Origin of the sequence: Streptomyces sp. NPDC005706 (assembly GCF_040631045.1) — a bacterium.
GTDB lineage: Bacteria > Actinomycetota > Actinomycetes > Streptomycetales > Streptomycetaceae > Streptomyces.
Genome location: NZ_JBEXYS010000037.1, coordinates 56,606 through 72,774, shown reverse-complemented (window position 1 = coordinate 72,774; position 16,169 = coordinate 56,606). Strand labels below are relative to the sequence as shown.

Annotated in this window: 13 protein-coding genes and 7 pseudogenes; 10 read left to right on the top strand and 10 right to left on the bottom strand. The window is 68.2% G+C overall.

Annotation, left to right across the window (positions count from 1 at the left end):
- Together ABZ478_RS34845 and argJ are read right to left on the bottom strand one after the other, a co-directional pair.
- The coding region (locus ABZ478_RS34845) for an arginase family protein (protein ID WP_359556006.1) at positions 1-381 on the bottom strand (381 nt) is incomplete at its 3' end.
- A complete protein-coding gene (gene argJ / locus ABZ478_RS34840; RefSeq protein ID WP_359556017.1) occupies positions 378-1,574 on the bottom strand; it encodes a bifunctional glutamate N-acetyltransferase/amino-acid acetyltransferase ArgJ in 1,197 nt (398 codons plus the stop codon). The genes ABZ478_RS34845 and argJ, both read right to left, overlap by 4 nt.
- Positions 1,575-1,799: 225 nt before the next feature.
- On the opposite strand from argJ, the gene ABZ478_RS34835 reads away from it, so the two are divergent.
- Positions 1,800-2,489: a recombinase family protein gene (locus ABZ478_RS34835; RefSeq protein ID WP_359556004.1), complete on the top strand. Its 690-nt coding sequence runs from the start codon at positions 1,800-1,802 to the stop codon at positions 2,487-2,489.
- A gap of 103 nt (positions 2,490-2,592) precedes the next feature.
- Here ABZ478_RS34835 and ABZ478_RS34830 read toward each other — a convergent pair.
- Positions 2,593-2,882 (bottom strand): annotated as a pseudogene (locus ABZ478_RS34830) (helix-turn-helix transcriptional regulator).
- A gap of 451 nt (positions 2,883-3,333) precedes the next feature.
- Between ABZ478_RS34830 and ABZ478_RS34825 the strand changes: the two are divergent.
- The 3 pseudogenes from ABZ478_RS34825 to ABZ478_RS34815 all read left to right on the top strand — a co-directional run.
- Positions 3,334-3,561 (top strand): annotated as a pseudogene (locus ABZ478_RS34825) (transposase); the annotation flags it as partial.
- A gap of 92 nt (positions 3,562-3,653) precedes the next feature.
- A pseudogene (locus ABZ478_RS34820) lies at positions 3,654-3,805 on the top strand (IS5/IS1182 family transposase); the annotation flags it as partial.
- Positions 3,742-4,477 (top strand): annotated as a pseudogene (locus ABZ478_RS34815) (EamA family transporter). The pseudogenes ABZ478_RS34820 and ABZ478_RS34815, both read left to right, overlap by 64 nt.
- Here ABZ478_RS34815 and ABZ478_RS34810 read toward each other — a convergent pair.
- Complete coding sequence (locus ABZ478_RS34810; protein WP_359556002.1) at positions 4,469-5,791, bottom strand: MFS transporter; 1,323 nt, start codon at positions 5,789-5,791, stop codon at positions 4,469-4,471. The pseudogene ABZ478_RS34815 and the gene ABZ478_RS34810 sit on opposite strands and share 9 nt — an antisense overlap.
- A 286-nt stretch (positions 5,792-6,077) precedes the next feature.
- Positions 6,078-6,762: pseudogene (locus tag ABZ478_RS34805) on the bottom strand (zinc-binding dehydrogenase); the annotation flags it as partial.
- A 4-nt stretch (positions 6,763-6,766) separates the two neighbouring features.
- Between ABZ478_RS34805 and ABZ478_RS34800 the strand changes: the two are divergent.
- Both ABZ478_RS34800 and ABZ478_RS34795 read left to right on the top strand, forming a co-directional pair.
- Positions 6,767-6,925, top strand: a pseudogene (locus ABZ478_RS34800) (IS630 family transposase); the annotation flags it as partial.
- Positions 6,926-7,214: 289 nt separating this feature from the next.
- A complete protein-coding gene (locus tag ABZ478_RS34795) occupies positions 7,215-7,508 on the top strand; it encodes a hypothetical protein (RefSeq protein WP_359556000.1) in 294 nt (97 codons plus the stop codon).
- A gap of 1,147 nt (positions 7,509-8,655) precedes the next feature.
- Here ABZ478_RS34795 and ABZ478_RS34790 read toward each other — a convergent pair.
- Positions 8,656-8,892 carry a hypothetical protein gene (locus tag ABZ478_RS34790; RefSeq protein ID WP_359555999.1) on the bottom strand — a complete coding sequence of 79 codons (237 nt, stop codon included), beginning with the start codon at positions 8,890-8,892 and terminating at the stop codon, positions 8,656-8,658.
- Positions 8,893-9,447: 555 nt separating this feature from the next.
- Between ABZ478_RS34790 and ABZ478_RS34785 the strand changes: the two genes are divergently transcribed.
- Together ABZ478_RS34785 and ABZ478_RS34780 are read left to right on the top strand one after the other, a co-directional pair.
- Positions 9,448-10,236, top strand: a complete 789-nt coding sequence (locus ABZ478_RS34785) for a hypothetical protein (protein WP_359555996.1) — start codon at positions 9,448-9,450, stop codon at positions 10,234-10,236.
- A gap of 47 nt (positions 10,237-10,283) precedes the next feature.
- The gene (locus ABZ478_RS34780) at positions 10,284-12,203 is read left to right on the top strand and encodes a hypothetical protein (RefSeq protein ID WP_359555993.1); all 1,920 of its coding nucleotides are present in this window, start codon (positions 10,284-10,286) and stop codon (positions 12,201-12,203) included.
- A 61-nt stretch (positions 12,204-12,264) separates the two neighbouring features.
- Here ABZ478_RS34780 and ABZ478_RS34775 read toward each other — a convergent pair whose 3' ends face one another.
- Positions 12,265-12,801 carry a hypothetical protein gene (locus ABZ478_RS34775; RefSeq protein ID WP_020937384.1) on the bottom strand — a complete coding sequence of 179 codons (537 nt, stop codon included), beginning with the start codon at positions 12,799-12,801 and terminating at the stop codon, positions 12,265-12,267.
- A 283-nt stretch (positions 12,802-13,084) separates the two neighbouring features.
- Between ABZ478_RS34775 and ABZ478_RS34770 the strand changes: the two genes are divergently transcribed.
- Positions 13,085-13,906, top strand: coding sequence for a hypothetical protein (locus tag ABZ478_RS34770; RefSeq protein ID WP_359555991.1), 822 nt, complete (start codon positions 13,085-13,087; stop codon positions 13,904-13,906).
- A gap of 119 nt (positions 13,907-14,025) precedes the next feature.
- Here ABZ478_RS34770 and ABZ478_RS34765 read toward each other — a convergent pair whose 3' ends face one another.
- From ABZ478_RS34765 to ABZ478_RS34755, 3 genes and pseudogenes are all read right to left on the bottom strand, one after another.
- A complete protein-coding gene (locus ABZ478_RS34765) occupies positions 14,026-14,232 on the bottom strand; it encodes a hypothetical protein (RefSeq protein ID WP_359555989.1) in 207 nt (68 codons plus the stop codon).
- Positions 14,233-14,314: 82 nt separating this feature from the next.
- Positions 14,315-15,064, bottom strand: a complete 750-nt coding sequence (locus ABZ478_RS34760; protein WP_359555987.1) for a hypothetical protein — start codon at positions 15,062-15,064, stop codon at positions 14,315-14,317.
- 47 nt (positions 15,065-15,111) lie between these two features.
- A pseudogene (locus tag ABZ478_RS34755) lies at positions 15,112-15,294 on the bottom strand (M23 family metallopeptidase); the annotation flags it as partial.
- 543 nt (positions 15,295-15,837) lie between these two features.
- On the opposite strand from ABZ478_RS34755, the gene ABZ478_RS34750 reads away from it, so the two are divergent.
- On the top strand, positions 15,838-16,080 hold the full coding sequence (locus tag ABZ478_RS34750) for a hypothetical protein (RefSeq protein ID WP_359555986.1): 243 nt from the start codon (positions 15,838-15,840) through the stop codon (positions 16,078-16,080).
- Positions 16,081-16,169: the final 89 nt, after the last annotated feature.

Sequence of the window (16,169 nt, the reverse complement as noted above, 5' to 3'; positions counted from 1 at the left end):
GTCGGGGGTGTTGAGGTCCGCGTGGGCGTCGAACCAGACAACTGCCAGGCTGTCGCCATGGCGAGCGACGGCGCGGGCGACAGGCGCGAGCTCGATGCCGCAGTCGCCGCCCACAGAAAGCAGTGTGTCATCGCCACTCCGGCCCAGCGCGGCCCTGGTTGCTTCCAGCGAGCGGGTCAGCGCATCGAGGTGGCGTACGCCGTCCAGGTCCTGTCCGGGGCGGGGGTCGATTTCGACGACAGTGCGTCGAGCTGCGGGGAGCAGTGCGCTCAGCTGGTACGCGCCCTTAGCCAGCCGTTGAGGATTATGTGCAGCCGACCCTTGCCACTGGGGAATCACGAGAACGGTAGGGGATCCGTTGCTGCGGTCGAGCCCGGTCATGTCGTGTAGTCCGCGTTGATGCGGATGTAGCCGGCGGACAGGTCGCAGCCGTAGACCGTGGCTTCGGCCTCCCCGATGCCGAGCGTGATGACGATGTCGACCTCGTCCTGGCGCATGATGCCGACGAGTTTGTCGAGGGTGTCGGCCTCGGGCTCTTCGGGGTACACCTCGATGTCGCCGAATCCCACGGTGACGTTGCCCGGCGCGATGTCGGTGTCGTCGGTGTTCTTGCCGATGGCCATCAGTACTCGACCCCAGTTGGGGTCGGCGCCGTGGACGGCGGTCTTGACCAGCGGGGAGTTCACTACGCTCTTGGCGATGCGTTTTGCCTGTCCGTAGTCGCCGGCCTGGGCAACCGTGACGCGCAGGAGCTTGGTGGCGCCTTCGCCGTCACTGGCCATCTGCCGGGTGAGATCCAGGCAGAGGTCGGCGAGGGCTTCGGAGAACTCCGCCGGATCGACTGGTCCTGCGGCGCCGTTGGCGATGACCGCCACCGTGTCGGAGGTGGAGGTGTCGGTGTCGACGCTCAGACAATTGAACGTGCGATTCACCGCTTCGCGCAATGCGCTGTCCAGGTCGGCCGGGGACAGGTCCGCGTCGGTGAACACGTAGGCCAGCATCGTGGCCATATTGGGTTCCAGCATGCCGACACCCTTGGCGACGCCCACGATGCGGGCCTGCCCGACGGTCCGTACGGCGGTCTTCGGGCGGGTGTCGGTGGTCATCATTGCGCGTGCCACATTCAGCGGTCCGGCCACGAACGCCGCGAGGCCGCGCTTGGCGGCCTCGTCGAAGTGCGTACGGATGGTGCCCATCGGCAGCGGGCGTCCGATGACGCCGGTGGAGCCGATGAGCACCTCGTCCGCCGGGATGCCCAGAATCCCGGCGACGCGGCGGACGACCTCCGCAGCGTTCTCCTCACCCCGGCGCCCGGTGGCGACGTTCGCGTTCTGCGCCAGCGTCGTCACGGCACGCAGGTTCTGTCCCAAGGCATGAGCACGACTGAGGACTACGGCCGGACCCGCGAGGAGGCTCTGGGTGAACATCGCGGCGCTGGTGGCCGGCCTGTCCGACGCGACGATGGAGATGTCGTCGCCGTACTCGCGCAGTCCGCCGTGCCCTGTGTAGGCCCGGAAGCCTATCGGCCACGCCACAGGGTCAGAATCTTGAGTCAATGCATGATCATGCGCCATGCGGCATATATTTGCACTTTGATGGCAGGCCGTCCATCCGCTTTCGAGTGCCCATCCCGAACCCACTCCACCTCGCCACACGGCCAGGAAACGACCGTTTGATGAGCAAGACCGGCAAGCGGCGGCGCACAACGGGATCGGCGCCGGATCGTGCCCATAAAACGGTGTCAGGAAATCGATGTGCGCAAGAAGTCAAGGAGCACCGTTTTCTGTACGATCTGGCGGGTGCAACCACTCCAGGACGACGACACCGCCGATCTCCTCGCCCCAGTTCCAGCCGTACGGACCGGCGGCCTCGTGGGATACGCACGCGTGTCCACCAAGGGGCAGCTGCTCGATCGGCAGATCCACGCACTCACCGAAGCCGGATGCATCCGGATCTTCGCCGACAAGAAGTCCGGCAAGAACGCCGAACGCGAGGAACTGCGTAAGGCCCTCGACTACCTGCGCCAGGGTGACACCCTCGTCGTCCCGTCGCTGCACCGACTCGGCCGCTCCATCCAGGACCTCATCGCGATCGTGTCCGGCCTGCGCAAGCGCGGCATCGGCTTCACCTCGCTGCACGAAGCGCTCGACACGACCACGCCCGGCGGACGCCTGGTCTTCCACGTCTTCGCGGCCCTGGCAGAGTTCATCCGCGAACTGATCGTCCAGGGCACCAACGAGGGCCTGGACGCCGCCCGCGCCCGAGGTGCCCGCCTCGGCCGACCGCCAGCCTTGACCGACGAACAGGTACGCCACGCACGCGACCTGCTCGCCCGCCCGGAGAACACCGTCACCTCGATCGCGAAACTCCTCGGCGTCTCCCGCAACACCATCTACAACTACCTGCCCGAACTGAAGGGCGGCCGTCTCGCGCTCGCCGAGTCGACCAACACGGCGGAACTGCCCCGACCCGCCGGGCCAGAGGACTGATCACCGCCGTTTGCGGCTGGTGACAGCGTTCTTACCGGCACCCCAACTCAAGCACATCTCGCAACTGCGGGCGCTGCCAACCTCGTTCGCCATCTCCGATTCCTCAGCTCGGCGGCAGCGAGCGCGGCCCGCCACGGCGAGGGCCGCGCGGCACCGGCCCCGGCGGCTGATCCTCGGCACCCACGGCCACGTCGCCGGCCTCCCCTGTCGGCTGGGCGCCAGCGAGCGGTTCGGCCTGGAGCAGATCCGAGACGGTGCAGTCCAATGCCGCACACATCAGTCGTCCAGCCGCACCGTGACCGGGGTGCCGCCCCACAGTGCGGCGACCTTGCTCAGCGAAGGGTTGAACCCCACCTGCTGGAAAGCGGCCAGCACCTCGGTCGGCCGCCACAGGTCCCGGTTCCATTCGTTCGGCCCAGGTGACTGTGGTGGTGCTGCCGGGCGCGGCCATGGTCGGCTGCCGTTCGGATGAGGACGGTGGACTCCAGGCAGGCTGCGTCGTGACTTACCGGCCAACAAGCCGAATCCGGGGTGCGGTCCAAGGGGTGAGTTCAATGGGCGAGGAATGCTTGTCATACGTCCCACCCGGCGGGAACTGAGCTTGCGCGAGGGGCCTTCGGCAGGAGGTCGGCGAGACCCGATGACGGTGAGGGTGAGAGCTGGTGCGACCGAGGTCCCCGCATTTTTGAACGCATTCGAATCCCCTCCGCCGCGCATCATCCTCCATGCGGGGCGGAGCCGCTTCCCTGGGGTCGCCTAGTACTCCAGCCGACCCGGCGAAACCCGCAGGTCAGACAGCGAAATCCTGCTGGAGTACTAGGGTCCGTCTTCAAAGATCGTCGGGGTGGTGGATCATGGTGCCGTGGTGCGTCGTCATGAACTCATTGACCAGGAGTGGGAGTTACTCGCTCCGCTGATGCCCCGGGCCGCGACGGGGCGCCCTCGCGTGGAGGACCGCCAAGTCATCAACGGGATGGTCTACAAGATCCGCACCGGCATCTCCTGGCGTGACCTGCCCGAACGCTACGGGCCGTGGAAAACCGTGTACACCCGCTTCCGCCGCTACGTTCTTGACGGGGTGTTCACCCCAAAGCCCTGCAGCAGATCCAAGCCCACACCGACGCGGCCGGCGACATCGACTGGCTGGTCCAGACCGACTCCACCATCGTCCGCGCCCACCAGCACGCCGCCGCCACCGGACGAAAAGGGGGCGGCATCAGTAGGACGAACCGGACGATCACGCCCTCGGTCGATCCCGAGGCGGACTGACCACCAAGATCCACCTCGCCTGCGACGGCAAGGGCCGCCCGTCGCGATCCTGGTGACCCCCGGCCAACGCCACGACGGTGTCTGCGCGCGCCCTCTGCTGGAACGGATCCGTGTTCCCCGCACCGGCCTGGGCCGACCTCGGTGCAGGCCCGACCGGGTCATCGCGGACGTGGGCCTGTCGATGTCCGGCGAGGGGGGGGTCCTCGGTGCTCGGGGTGGTGCTGTGCGTGCTCGCGGCCGTGGCGTACGCGGGCGGTGTCGTCGCGCAGAAGCCGGCGCTGGGTTCGGCGAGCCCGCTGCAGGTGACGACGTACGGGTGTCTGGTCGGGGCGGCGGCGTGTCTGCCGTTCTCCGGTCAGCTCGCCGAAGAGGTCGCCCGGGCGCCGATGTCCGCCACGCTCAACATGCTCTACCTGGGCGTCTTCCCGACCGCGGTGGCCTTCACCACGTGGGCCTACGCGCTGGCCCGGACGACCGCCGGCCGGATGGGCGCGACCACCTACGCGGTGCCCGCGCTGGTCGTGCTGATGTCGTGGCTGGCGCTCGGCGAGGTGCCGGGACCGCTCACGCTGGTGGGCGGCGCCCTGTGCCTGGCGGGTGTGGCGGTGTCGCGGTCCCGGGCCCGGTCGGGGGCGACGGCCCGGACGGCCGCGGTCCCGGCTCCGGAGCAGACGGAGGCAGGGGAACCGCGGCCCGGCCGGACGCCCGGCTCAGTGTGAGCGGGCCCGGTCCGCGAGGACCTTGATGGAGACCAGGGCGATCAGCGACAGCCCGATGATGTAGCCGGAGACGGCCATCGAGGTGCCCGTCGCCTCCAGCAGCAGCACCATGACGAACGGTGCCAGCCCGCCGCCGGCGACAGCGGCGATCTGGTAGCCGAGGGAGGCTCCGGTGTAGCGCATTTCCGGGGTGAACAGCTCGGCGAACAGCGCCGCCTGGGGGCCGTACATGATGCTGAGGAAGCAGCTCGCGACGAACGTGCTGACCGCGAGCCACAGCAGCGACCCGGTGTCGATCAGCAGGAACATCGGCACGGCCCACAGCGCGATGCCGACCGCGCCGATCGCGTAGATCCTGATCCGGCCGAGCCGGTCGGACAGGGCGGCGGAGGCGGGGATCAGCACCAGCTGGGTGAGGCTGACGCACAGGGAGACGGTGAGGACAGCGCCCTTGTCCATGCCCAGTTCACGGGTCGTGTAGTCCAGGACGCCGGTGATGATGATGTAGAACGTCGCGGTGTTCACCGCGAAGGAGCCGCCGGCCAGCAGCACGGTGCCGAGGTGACCGCGCAGGATGGTGCGCAGGGGTGAGTTCTTCTCGCCCTTCTCCTTCTCGGCCAGCGCCCGCTCGGCCTCCCGGAACTCCGGGGTCTCCTCCACCCGGGTGTGGATGTACCAGGCGAGGGCGAGCACGAGCAACCCGACCAGGAAGGGCACGCGCCAGCCCCAGGAGGCGAACGCGCTGTCCGAGGTGAAGGCGCCGGCCAGCAGGAACACGCTGTTGGCGGTCACCACGCCGATGGGGACGCCGAGCTGGACGACGCTGCCGTAGACGCCGCGCTTGCCCTCGGGGGCGTACTCGGTGGCCAGCAGCATCGCGCCGCCCCACTGCGCGCCGACGGCGACGCCCTGCACGATGCGGAGCAGGACGAGCAGGATCGGGGCGGCGACCCCGATCGTCTCGTACGTCGGGAGCAGGCCGATGCCGATGGTGGCCACGCCCATCAGGGTGAGCGCGAGCACCAGTATGGGCTTGCGGCCGCGCTTGTCGCCGAGCTGACCGGCGACAATGCCGCCGAGCGGACGGGCGAGGAAGCCGACGGCGAAGGTGGCGAAGGACGCGAGGACCCCGGCGGTGGGGCTCCCGGCCGGGAAGTACAGATCGCCGAGGACCAGGGCCGCGGCGATACCGAAGACGAAGTAGTCGTACCACTCGACGGCCGAGGCCAGGGCGGCTGCCGTGGCGACCCGGCGGCGGTTGGGGGCCGCGGGAGTGGTGGAGGTGAGCGGCTGGGCGGAAGGTGCGGTGTCCATGCGGTGCGCGCTCCGATGGGTGCGGGGACGGAACAGACGGAACAGGACGAATCAGAGGGAACGGTGAAACGGTGGCCCGGGTTCCGGGGAACGTACTGACCGGACGGTATGTACGTCAACGGGTTGAGCGCCGTGAGTTTTACCTGCACAGGGCGCGGGGCTGTGCGTCCACAGGGGCGCGGCATGACTCGGGCCCCGGCCTCGCGGGGAGGCCGAGGTGCTCGGCGGGCCGGGGCCAGTACCCCGACGGGCCCTAGAAGACCACCAGGGCCCGTCCTCCCTTGCCATCCAGGGCGATGCGCTCCGTCACCAGCGCGCCCAGGTCGAGGCGGCCCGCCCGGATGTGCTCCGCCAGCACCGGCAGATCCCGCGCCGGATCGGAGTTGCCGTAGACGCAGCCGGAGAGGGTCCGGCCCCAGTAGAAAATCTCCAGGGCGTTGAAGGTGACCTCCTGGTCCTTGCCCCCGATGCCGACGACGGTGGTGCGGCCACCGCGCCCTGTGGAGTCCCAGGCGGTGCGGATCGAACTCGCCCGGCCGACGCACTCGACGGCCACGTCCACGCCCTGCTTGCCGGTGAGGGCGCGGATCTCGCCGGCGGTGGTGTCCGAGGCGACGAGGTAATCGGTGGCCCCGGCGGCCCGCGCCAGGTCCTCCTTCCGAGGCGAGACGTCGATCGCGACGAGTGTCGACGTGCCCGCGATGCGTGCCGACTGCAGGGCACGCGAGACCCACTCCCCCGACGCCGAGCACGGCGACCGTCTCCCCGGGCCGGACCCGCGCGCTGCGGTGGACGGCACCGTAGCCGGTGAGCACCGCGCAGCCGAGCAGGGCGGCGTCGGTGAGCGGGACGCCGTCAGGGACGGGCAGCACGCAGGCCCCGGACACCACCGTCTCCTCGGCGAACGCGGCGACGTTCAGGCCAGGGTGCAGGTCGGTGCCGTCGTCCGTGCGGCGGGCGTGCACGTCGGCGTCCGTGGCGGCGCTCTGGGCCTGGCTGTGCTTCGAAGACGAAGCAGGCTTCTCGATGACGCCGCCCACCGCACGGACCTGGGCCCGGCGCGGAAGCACACCCGTCATCCGGGTGAGGGGACGCTCCCAGCGCCGCTTCTCCATCGCTGCTTTGGCTTGCTACTGGTGGAGGTACTCGCGGAGAGGTGGGTCGTAGAGAGCGCGAGCTCGGCGGGATCGTGAGGTGCAAGTTGACCCTGGTGGACAGGGGAGGCACTCGTACGCGCGCGGGAGCCACCCGTACGCGCGCGTGTGACGCCGACGCGCCAAGCGCCGGTTCCCGGTTCAGTGATTTTTCGATACATGAGGTGTCCTTGACGGCGAGTCGGACTTAACGGTGCCTTGCGGACGTCAATATGAATATGTCCGACCCAGGCAGGCGCATTAGGCACCTGCCGTGAAAGGAGCATGGAATGCGGGTTTCCCGTTTTGCCGCCGCGCTGGGCGTCGCGGCCGCCATCCTGGTAGGCGGCGCCACTGGCGCCAGCGCCGCCGCCGCGCCTTCGGTGGAATCTCGTGCCACGCACGACCGTGGCCACGACCACGGTGACGACCATAGGCGCGGCTACCGGGACGGCCGCTGGGGCCACAACCGCGACGGCCGCTGGGGCCACCACCGCGACGACCGGGACGGCCGCTGGGGCCACCACCGCGACGACCGCTGGGGCCACGGCCGCTGGGGCCACCACCGCGACGACCACCGCTGACCGCCCTGAGGGTGCACTTCCGCTGTTGGGGAGGGCGCCCCTTCCGCGTCCTCCGCATAACTTCGGCCGCATAGACACCCGCGACTGGCCGAGATCTACGATCCGCTCGATTCCGACCGCAGTGCGTGCTCGCTGGCCGTCCTGGCCGTGGACGCAGTCAGCTTCGGAGCGGCCTCCGAAGGCATCTCCACCTCTGGTGCGCCTCGCTTCGGCGCTACCATGCTTCGCTGACTCGACGACGAGCCCCATCGCCCGTGTGGGCCCCGGACCGTGATCGGTCCGGGGCCTTTTGGCTGGTGCCCCCGGCAGGATTCGAACCTGCGACCCGCTTTAGGAGTTCGATCTCCCCTCGGCCTGGTCGGGGCCCGCCTCGTGTACCGATGCCACACGTGGCTGCTGTGTGCGCCGCCGTTCGGGGTCGTTGATGTCAGCGTTGGATGTCGGCGGAACAGCTCCGGCACCGGGCTGGACTTCAAGCGCAAGCGCACGTCTAGCCTCTCAGGCTTGTCATCCCTGCCGGGACATGCCATGAGTTGGCGCCGCTGCCTTTCACCCAGCGTCCGGTTCCGAGGAGGACTGCGGCCCGGCAGGTCAGAGGTTCACCGGGATGAGAAGCGCGGATCGTGTCGATGATCTCCCACATGGGCAATAGCCATGTCTTCGCCTCGCCAGGCTCCAGACGGCAGACGCTCCCGTGCATCGTGAAGTCGACCGCTCGTACGCGAGCGGGCGCACCGCCCCAGTAGGAGTGACGTCTGTCGGATATGCATGGCACGTGTAATCTCACGGGTGCACGCCCAGTGTTGCGTACGACCACACTGAATGCGTCGTGCACGTGCGATTCGAACTCTGAGCCCTGGATGCGTTGAAGGTCCGTTGTAGTGCGATCGACAACCTCCGAGACGATGGACGGGACAGGATCTCCATCGTCATGGATCGCGATCGACAGTTCGCAGCGCACCCGGGCGCCGTTCAAGAAGTGGCTAGCGACTTGCCAACTGAGGGACACCGTAGACACGGCCAAGCTGAGAGCAGCGACAGCGAATGCTCCGGCTGTGTCGGTCATTCAAGGATGATATGGGCGTCAGGGTCGAGTGCCACCGCCGCGTACGAGCCAGTGGTTCCCCGGCGAGCGGGCCTGCGGAACTCACGGGGCGGAGGACGTGGTCTGCGTCGGCGCCCGTGAGTCGCCGTCCGTCGGCGCCGGGGGTGAGAACGCGAACAGGGCCACCAACGCGGCGACCACCGTCCCCCAGACGCAGATCGCACTCACGAGATCGCGTGCATGCGGGCCGCCGCCCGTCGTGGCCTGGTCCCTGAGGCGGTACACGGCCACCGCCGCCGCCGTCGCGACCAGCAGGATCAGGACTGCTGTGCCGTCCATGTGCAGTGTCATTGCCCGGCCTTCCGAGGATCGGGGCCTGCCCGTCGGCGTCCGGTGAGGATTCCGGGCGAGCAGGCGCGACCGATGTGCTGCGTCGTGGCGTCGGATCGTGGGACGTATGGGGCTGGACAGCCGCCGTGCGGGCATCCTGACACGCCGTTTTCAGGGTCCAGGGGATTTCCAACTGCTGTCGTTCGCCCACGAGTTCAGGAGTGCCTGACGTATGAGGTCAGAGTAGGGGATTCTCCCGGAGCCTCGTCATGAGCCGTATGTGTACAAACCCGCGGGTCGCACTTTGACGTTCTGCACAAGTCGGTCGGCGCGGGTGACCAGTGCGTCAGGTTCCGGTTCGGCGCCGTGCGGCGTGTCCCTGCCCGATGCCCGCCCCGCCCCCGGCCACCGCGCCACGCGGTGCTGAGGCTCGGCCCCGCCCAGGTGTCTCACGCCGCGTTCAGCGGCTAACTGTCCGCCGCTACCCCTCGTGGCGCATCTTGTACTGACGAGTGGATGGGCACGTACCTGTGAGCACCATTCGCGTTCGCCGAGATCATGCGAGTGCAGTTCTTCGAGCCGATGAAGGAGCGCGGTCTGGGCTACGCCGAAATCAGTCAACGGCTTCGACGGCGAGGGTCGGGGTTCAGCGAAACGACCCTCAGCAGGATCGGCAACGGGCAACGAGTTCCTGACCGCCCCGTGGTGGCGGCGCTCCTGGACCTGGTGGGGGAGCTCGCCGGTGATCCGCTGACCAAGCCGGTGCGAGACCATGTCATGGCGGTGTACTACCGCGCGTTGGGCGTCACCAGGCCCCGGCAGCTACGTGAATACCAACTCACTGACAAAGTTGAGCAGTTGCAGGCTGAAAGCGATCATAAGCTGGCCCGTGACACCCGCAAGGCACCAGCTGTGGCGGTGGATTCGCGCCCATTGGGCCGCTACCTTAGGGCTGTCCGGCAGGCAGCCGCCAAGCAACCCTACCCCAGCCTCCTCGGGGATACGGGCCTGCCATTGCTGACCGAGGCCTATGTACGCCAGCGGGCACAACGCCTGGAGAGCGACGGCGGCGAAGCGGCGGCCGTTTGCTCGGGCCCCACGATCCCTACCAGTGGGGTCTTCGAACCGAGCTGCGGTCTCCGCCTGCTCCTGGCAGGGCCCGGTGGTGGCAAGTCCAGCCTGCTGCGCGTCCACATAGCCGACTCGGCCGACCGGTGGCTCAGCGAGGAAGCGGGACGGACAGTCCCCGTCCTGGTGAATGCCATTACCCTCACCGGTACGGCCCCGCTACCTGCCGCACTGGCCAGTGCCACGACCACCGGACGGCACAGTTCGGCCTGCTGGACGAGCTGACAGCGGAGTTCTTCCGCCATCAGCCGCGTCCCGGGGTGTCGTGGCTCGTGATGGTCGACGGTCTCGACGAGCTCCCCGACAAGGAGCGCATCAGGGTGCTGGAGACCCTCGCAACAGCCGCCGCAACCGAGCCGACGCTATACGAGTTCCTCGTCGCCAGCCGCCCCTTGCCGGCAGAGGATCTCCGCGTCCTGGGCCCGGGTGTACCGCGCTTCGAACTCCACCCCTTCACCCCTCACAATCTGCACGAGTACGCCAAGGCATGGTTCAGTGACCTCGGCGAACCAGAACGTCACGCCACAGATTTCGCCGCTGCACTAAGCCGGTCACAGCTCGACGTGCTGGCCCGTACGCCCCTGATGGCTACCATGCTCTGCCAGTTGTACGTGGCGAACCCCAGCCGCCTCCTGCTGTCGGGCCGCACAGACATCTATCAGGCGTTCGTCGAGCTGATCTACGAACAGAACACTCACAAGCGCATCGCCGCTATCCAGGACCAGGCAATCCGCGCACTCAAGAGCCGCCACCAGATCCTCAGGGACGTACAGGCTGCCGAGGAATCCGCCCACCATGTACGCGGTCATCTGCCCGAACTGATCGACCATCTCGCCCACGAGAGGATCAACGGCAACAGCACAGCGACGGTTGAACTGTTGGCGTCCCTGCTACCAGCCCGACGTCCCGCCACGGTCAAAGAACATCTCTGGAACGCCTTCCTCGGCGATCTCCTGCGTCCCACCGGCTTGCTCACCCAGCACTCGGGCGACCTCAACCTCCTTCATCAGACGCTCCTTGAGTACCACGCCGCACGTCATGCCACCCGCGACGCCACTGCGCGTGCCCCCCTGCTGCACAGCCTTCTCCTTGGCGAGGAAACGTCCACCGGCGAGCCTCTGTGGGTGTGGGTATTGAGCAGACAGTCCTACTTCGGCTTCCTCCTCGACCGGCTTCTCACTCCGGGTGACGACATCGCAGCCGCCACAAGCAAAGCGTTGGAGGCACTTGGTGAACCAATCCGGTCGAGGGACTGCCTGGACGTCGCAGCCGTCATCGAGCAATTCCCACATCCCGCCTCGGTGCGTGCCCTGGGCCGCGCCCTTGCCGCCCTTGCTGCAGACGGCACATGGTGGGACGAGGATTGCCGTCGAGAGGCGGCTCGACTGTTGGCCAATCTCCACGGGCTCCACGGGCATCGCGAGGAAGGTGCCGCGCTGCTCGCTGCCCTCGCCTCGGAGACCCCCTACCGCAACTCTGCCTACCACGTGTATCCCCGAGTGCAGGCCGTCGTGGAATTGGCGGAGATCAACGGCTACCAAAGCAAAGCCGCCGGCATCCTCGCCGCGTCCGCGGCCGACCCCTCGCACCACCTGGGCGAGCGCACATTGGCGGCCCGGAACCTGGCCGGATTGGACGGCCATGCGGAAACGGCAGCCCGACTTCTCGCCGCTCTCGCAGTCGAGCCCGCCCCGGACAGGTGGGACTGGAGCAAGCCGGTGGATGCCGCCCAAGCGCTGGCCGGCCTGGACGGACATCTTGAACAGGCCGCCCAACTGCTTCTAGCCCTCGCCACCGAACCCACTCGCATCTACAAGTGCCGGTGCGCTGCTGCCCGTGTGCTGGCCGGCCTGGACGGCTACGAAGAGGAGGGCGTCACCCTGCTCAGCAGTTTCACCAGCCCCGCTCACGAGATCTACGTCCGCATCGAGGCCGCCGGGCGGCTGAGCGAGCTGGCCGGGCACGAAGAGGCGGCCTCAAGGCTGCTCCAGGGCTTCCTGGACGACCCCGCGGTGGACGATTACCACAAGAACTCAGCGTGTGAAGCCCTCTCTCATCGAGCCGGTCACGTTTCTCCTGATGGCGCTCGGGCGCCGGGGCCAGTGGGGTCCCCTCGCTCAGGGCCGCATCCTGGTCGGGGGCGCAAGCCCTGGCTCGCTCCGCGTTTCCCGGCTCTGTTCAAGGCGCCCTGAGCGCGACGGGCCGCGGCGGCCCGACGGTGGCCGGCTGCCTGTGGTCGTACGGGCTCGGTGGTCACCCGGGTTCGGGGGCGGTGACGGCCGGGGCGGCGCCGAGGAGGCCGAGGAGGGTCTCGCGGTGGAGGTCCGCGATCGGGCCGAGGAAGTCCGGGTGGCGCAGCAGGGGGGCCGCGCGGTGGTCGCGCGGGCTGGGGATGGTCAGCCGGCGCGCGTCGCCCACACTGTCGGGGCCGTGGTGGGTGGCGGCCAGGCAGGCGGCGGCCAGGGCGGCGAGGTCGGCGTCGGCCAGCAGGCAGGCCGCCCAGCTGACGACGGTCTCGTCGACCTGGGTGCGCCAGGCGTGGGTGGCGTCCGTCAGCGGGGGTGCGTCGGCGCCGGTGACGAAGTCCAGCCGGCCGGAGCCGCCGGGGCCGAGCAGGTCCAGCAGTTCGGCGTCCAGCGCGGTGGGGTAGCGCAGGGCGGCGGCGATGGTGGCCGCATGGCCTGCCTGGGCTTCGGCCAGGGCCTGGTTCAGCGGGCCGGTGGCCGGGGGGAAGGCCGCCAGCAGCCAGCGTGCGGAGGCGGCGATGACGGGCGAGAGCGCGGTGGGCATGGTGGACCGTCCTGTGCGTATGCCCGCCTGTCCTGGGTGTTCCGGTGTGGGTGATCCGGTCGCGGGCACTGCGCGCCCGGGCGGGGAGGTGCGGATAACGGTACGGCGGCCTCCCCCGGGGGCGACAGGAGCTGCGTCACAGCCGGGGTCGGTGGGGCCTGGCCGGGCGCGGTCTAGCCGAGCATGTCCGCCCCTGGATGATCTAGAGTTCCGGCGGCGGCAGTCGATCCGCCGCTCGCATACTGGACTCAGGTGGGGATTGATCACTGCAAAGTCTGCTGTTGTGCAGCGGAGAATTCCGGCGATCGTGCGGCGGGTAGCGGCCGCGGCGGTGGCCGGGGGTATGGCGCTGGTGGGCGTGGGGCTCACGGCGCCGGCGGCACACGCGGCCGAAGGCGACATCTCGTTCTCGAACGTCGTCCTCAACGACGGCAAGCCCATCGTCGTCGGTCTCAGTGCCGAGGTCGAGGCCCCGCTGACCTATACGGTCAAGAGCAGCGTGTCGCTCGACGACTGGTGGGTCGAGGCGTACCGCACCAACGGGTCCACCAAGTACCTGCTTGCGATCTCCACGACTCGGTGGAGCTGCAGGACATCCTCCGCGGGGGGCTACACCTTCCGCCACTGCGACGAGACGATGACCATCGACCCGGACGACATACCGGGCGGGAACGGCAACCATCTCGTCAACAGTGACGCCGCGGCGTGGAGGACCCTCGGGACGGGCATCAAGAAGAATGGCGGTTACGACACCGACCTGCTCTCCGCGACGGTCCGCCTCCAGCGTGCCTCGCGTATCCAGAACGCGAACGCGTCCCCCGAACCCGTCGCAAAGGGCAAGCAGATCACCGTCACCGGCACCGTGCAGCGCGCCAACTGGAGTCGGCACCGCTACGACAACTACGGTGACCGGCAGGTGAAACTGCAGTTCAAGCCCGCCGGTTCGAACAGCTACTCCACCGTCAAGACGGTCACCGCCAGCAGTACCGGCCACCTGAAGACCACCGTGACAGCCTCCCAGGACGGCACCTGGCGCTGGAGGTACAGCGGCAACACCACCACCGGTGCCAGCAACTCTGCCGGCGACTACGTCGACGTGACCTGACACCCCTGCCACGGCCACCGCGGCTGACCGCACAGTGAAGACCCCGCCCCGGCGGGGTCTTCGCCGTGCCCATGATGGCAGCTCGCGCGGGGCCTCGGCCCGGGACGGTAGGGCCGCCGTTACCGGCGGGACCACCTGCACCAGCGCCCGGTCGTTTGGCGCTCGGTGACCAGAAGCAGACCGAGAAACAGGACCAGCAGGCCAACAGACTGTGCCGGCTCGATGCTCAGGCCGTCGTGAGCTACATACAACAGCCCGCTGGCCAGCAGCATGACGACGAAGCCGAGGGTGCAGACGTCCTGGAAGAACACCATCAGGCTCCGCATGATCCCGCCTCCTCTGCCGTCAATCCCTATTGCTGGTCAGGTAGTTATGCTCGCAGATGACTGTAGCAGCGCATTGATGTTGTCAGGTTGTCAAGACCCGGTGCGTATGCGCTGTGACTAGGTGCTCGGCTGTCCGAGTCGATCGGCGATCTGTGCGCGCATGGTTACGGTGCGCTCCGGGGCAGCCACCTCCAGGAGCATGTTGACCAGGTCCGGAAGCTAGAGCCCCTGCCTCGTGCGGGGGCAGTTGCATCCATGCCTGGGCGGCGTTCTGCGCTGCCACCTGGGTACGCCGTTTGCCCGGTCCGAGCCGGTCGAACCAAGCGAGGGCGAGCCACGTCCAGGAGGCGGTAGCGAAGGCGTATTCCCCGCTCAGGTATGCCAGATCGCCGCGGAACTGTGCCGCCTCGAGCGTCGCGGCCGCCGTGTGGCCCTGCTCAGCTCTGAGCTGCTGCAGGATCTCGTCAGCGGCTGGTATGGCCATGTCGAAGTCGTGGGCGCGACCGGCGGCCTGGGCGACGGCGAGCCGGTCGAAGAGACTGCCCAGCTGCTGCGGAGGCGCGGCCGGCACTGGCTGCGGAGCCGCAGCTGCCGGGGTTCCCGGGGCCTGCGTGGTTCCGTCGGGCCTGACCTGCATGTCGAACCGCGAGCTGGTGCGTTCGTCGTGGACCTGCACGAGGACCGGCAGGCCGCTGCCCGCTGCTTCGATGTGGAGAATCTGGATGACAACGTGGGAGGGGTCGACTCCGTCGGGGACGACCTGCGGTTCGCTGTCGATGTGGAGCTGGCCGTCGCGGCTGATGTGGACCTGGTAGCGGGTGCCGGTGTTCATGGTGTGCGGCCCGCGGCGTGGTGTTGCGGGCCCTCCTCCTTCAGGGGTCAGAGCGAGAGGCCGTGGCTGCGGAGATAGGCGCTGGGGTCGATGTCGGATCCGTAGGCGGGTCCGGTGCGGGCTTCGAAGTGCAGGTGCGGGCCGGTGACGTTGCCGGTGGCGCCGGAAAGACCGATCTGTTGGCGGGCCTTGACGGTTTGGCCTGTGCTGACGGTGATCTTCGAGGCGTTGCGCTTCTGCTCCTGCGTCCAGTTGACGCTCTGCTGCTTTCCCTGAGGGTTCAGGGGCACCGTGACCTGCCCCCCGGGCTCCGCAGCCGGTATGTCCTGATCCTTGCTGGTCACTTGCATCGCCGCGTTCGCGGGTGTGCAGGAGTCCTCCCAGTTGGGTCCGTCATCCGACTCGCCGACGCCCAGCATCAGCGGCAGGCAGAGCGCTCCATCGCACATCGCCGCTATCGCACCCCCGGCGATGCCGATGGCTTTGCTCATATCTCGGTCCTCTGTCGTCGATGCGCATCCCGTCACGAGGGACGGAGACCGCATTTCCCGTGCCATGGGGTGAGCCCGACTAGCTAGGCGTCCCAGGGCTGCGAATGCGCCGTTACGTAGCCGTGCGGTGCACGGTTAGCGTCTGCGCCGAGTGAAAGCAGCAGGGAAGCGACAACTTGCGCTGGATTTTAGGGCATTGAATAGCGGGTGCGTCAACGCATCTGCAGAAGAGGCGTTTAAAGCCGCCTCTCCATATTCGACTGGAGGCGTTTGATGCAATGCGTGAATGCCTTGCTGTCGACGACCGGTTGTCCGGGTCCTTCACGCGGACTGGGGCAGGCTTTCGCGGCCTGGGAGGGATTTGTGCAGGTAACACAACAGGTGATGCAGTTCGCCGCAGACGGCGGTATTGACGGCATCACGAACGGGATCAAGCCCGACTGGAATGTCTTTGGCGCCATCGGGACCAAAGCGAAGATCATCGTCGGCGTGGTTATGGCCGGCGCCGTTCCCTTCCTGCTCTGAAGCGCCATTGTTGGAGCGGTTCATATCCGAGTCGGGAGTCAGCAGCACAACACGATGGAGATGAAGAAGGGGCAGACGATGGTCGCCAG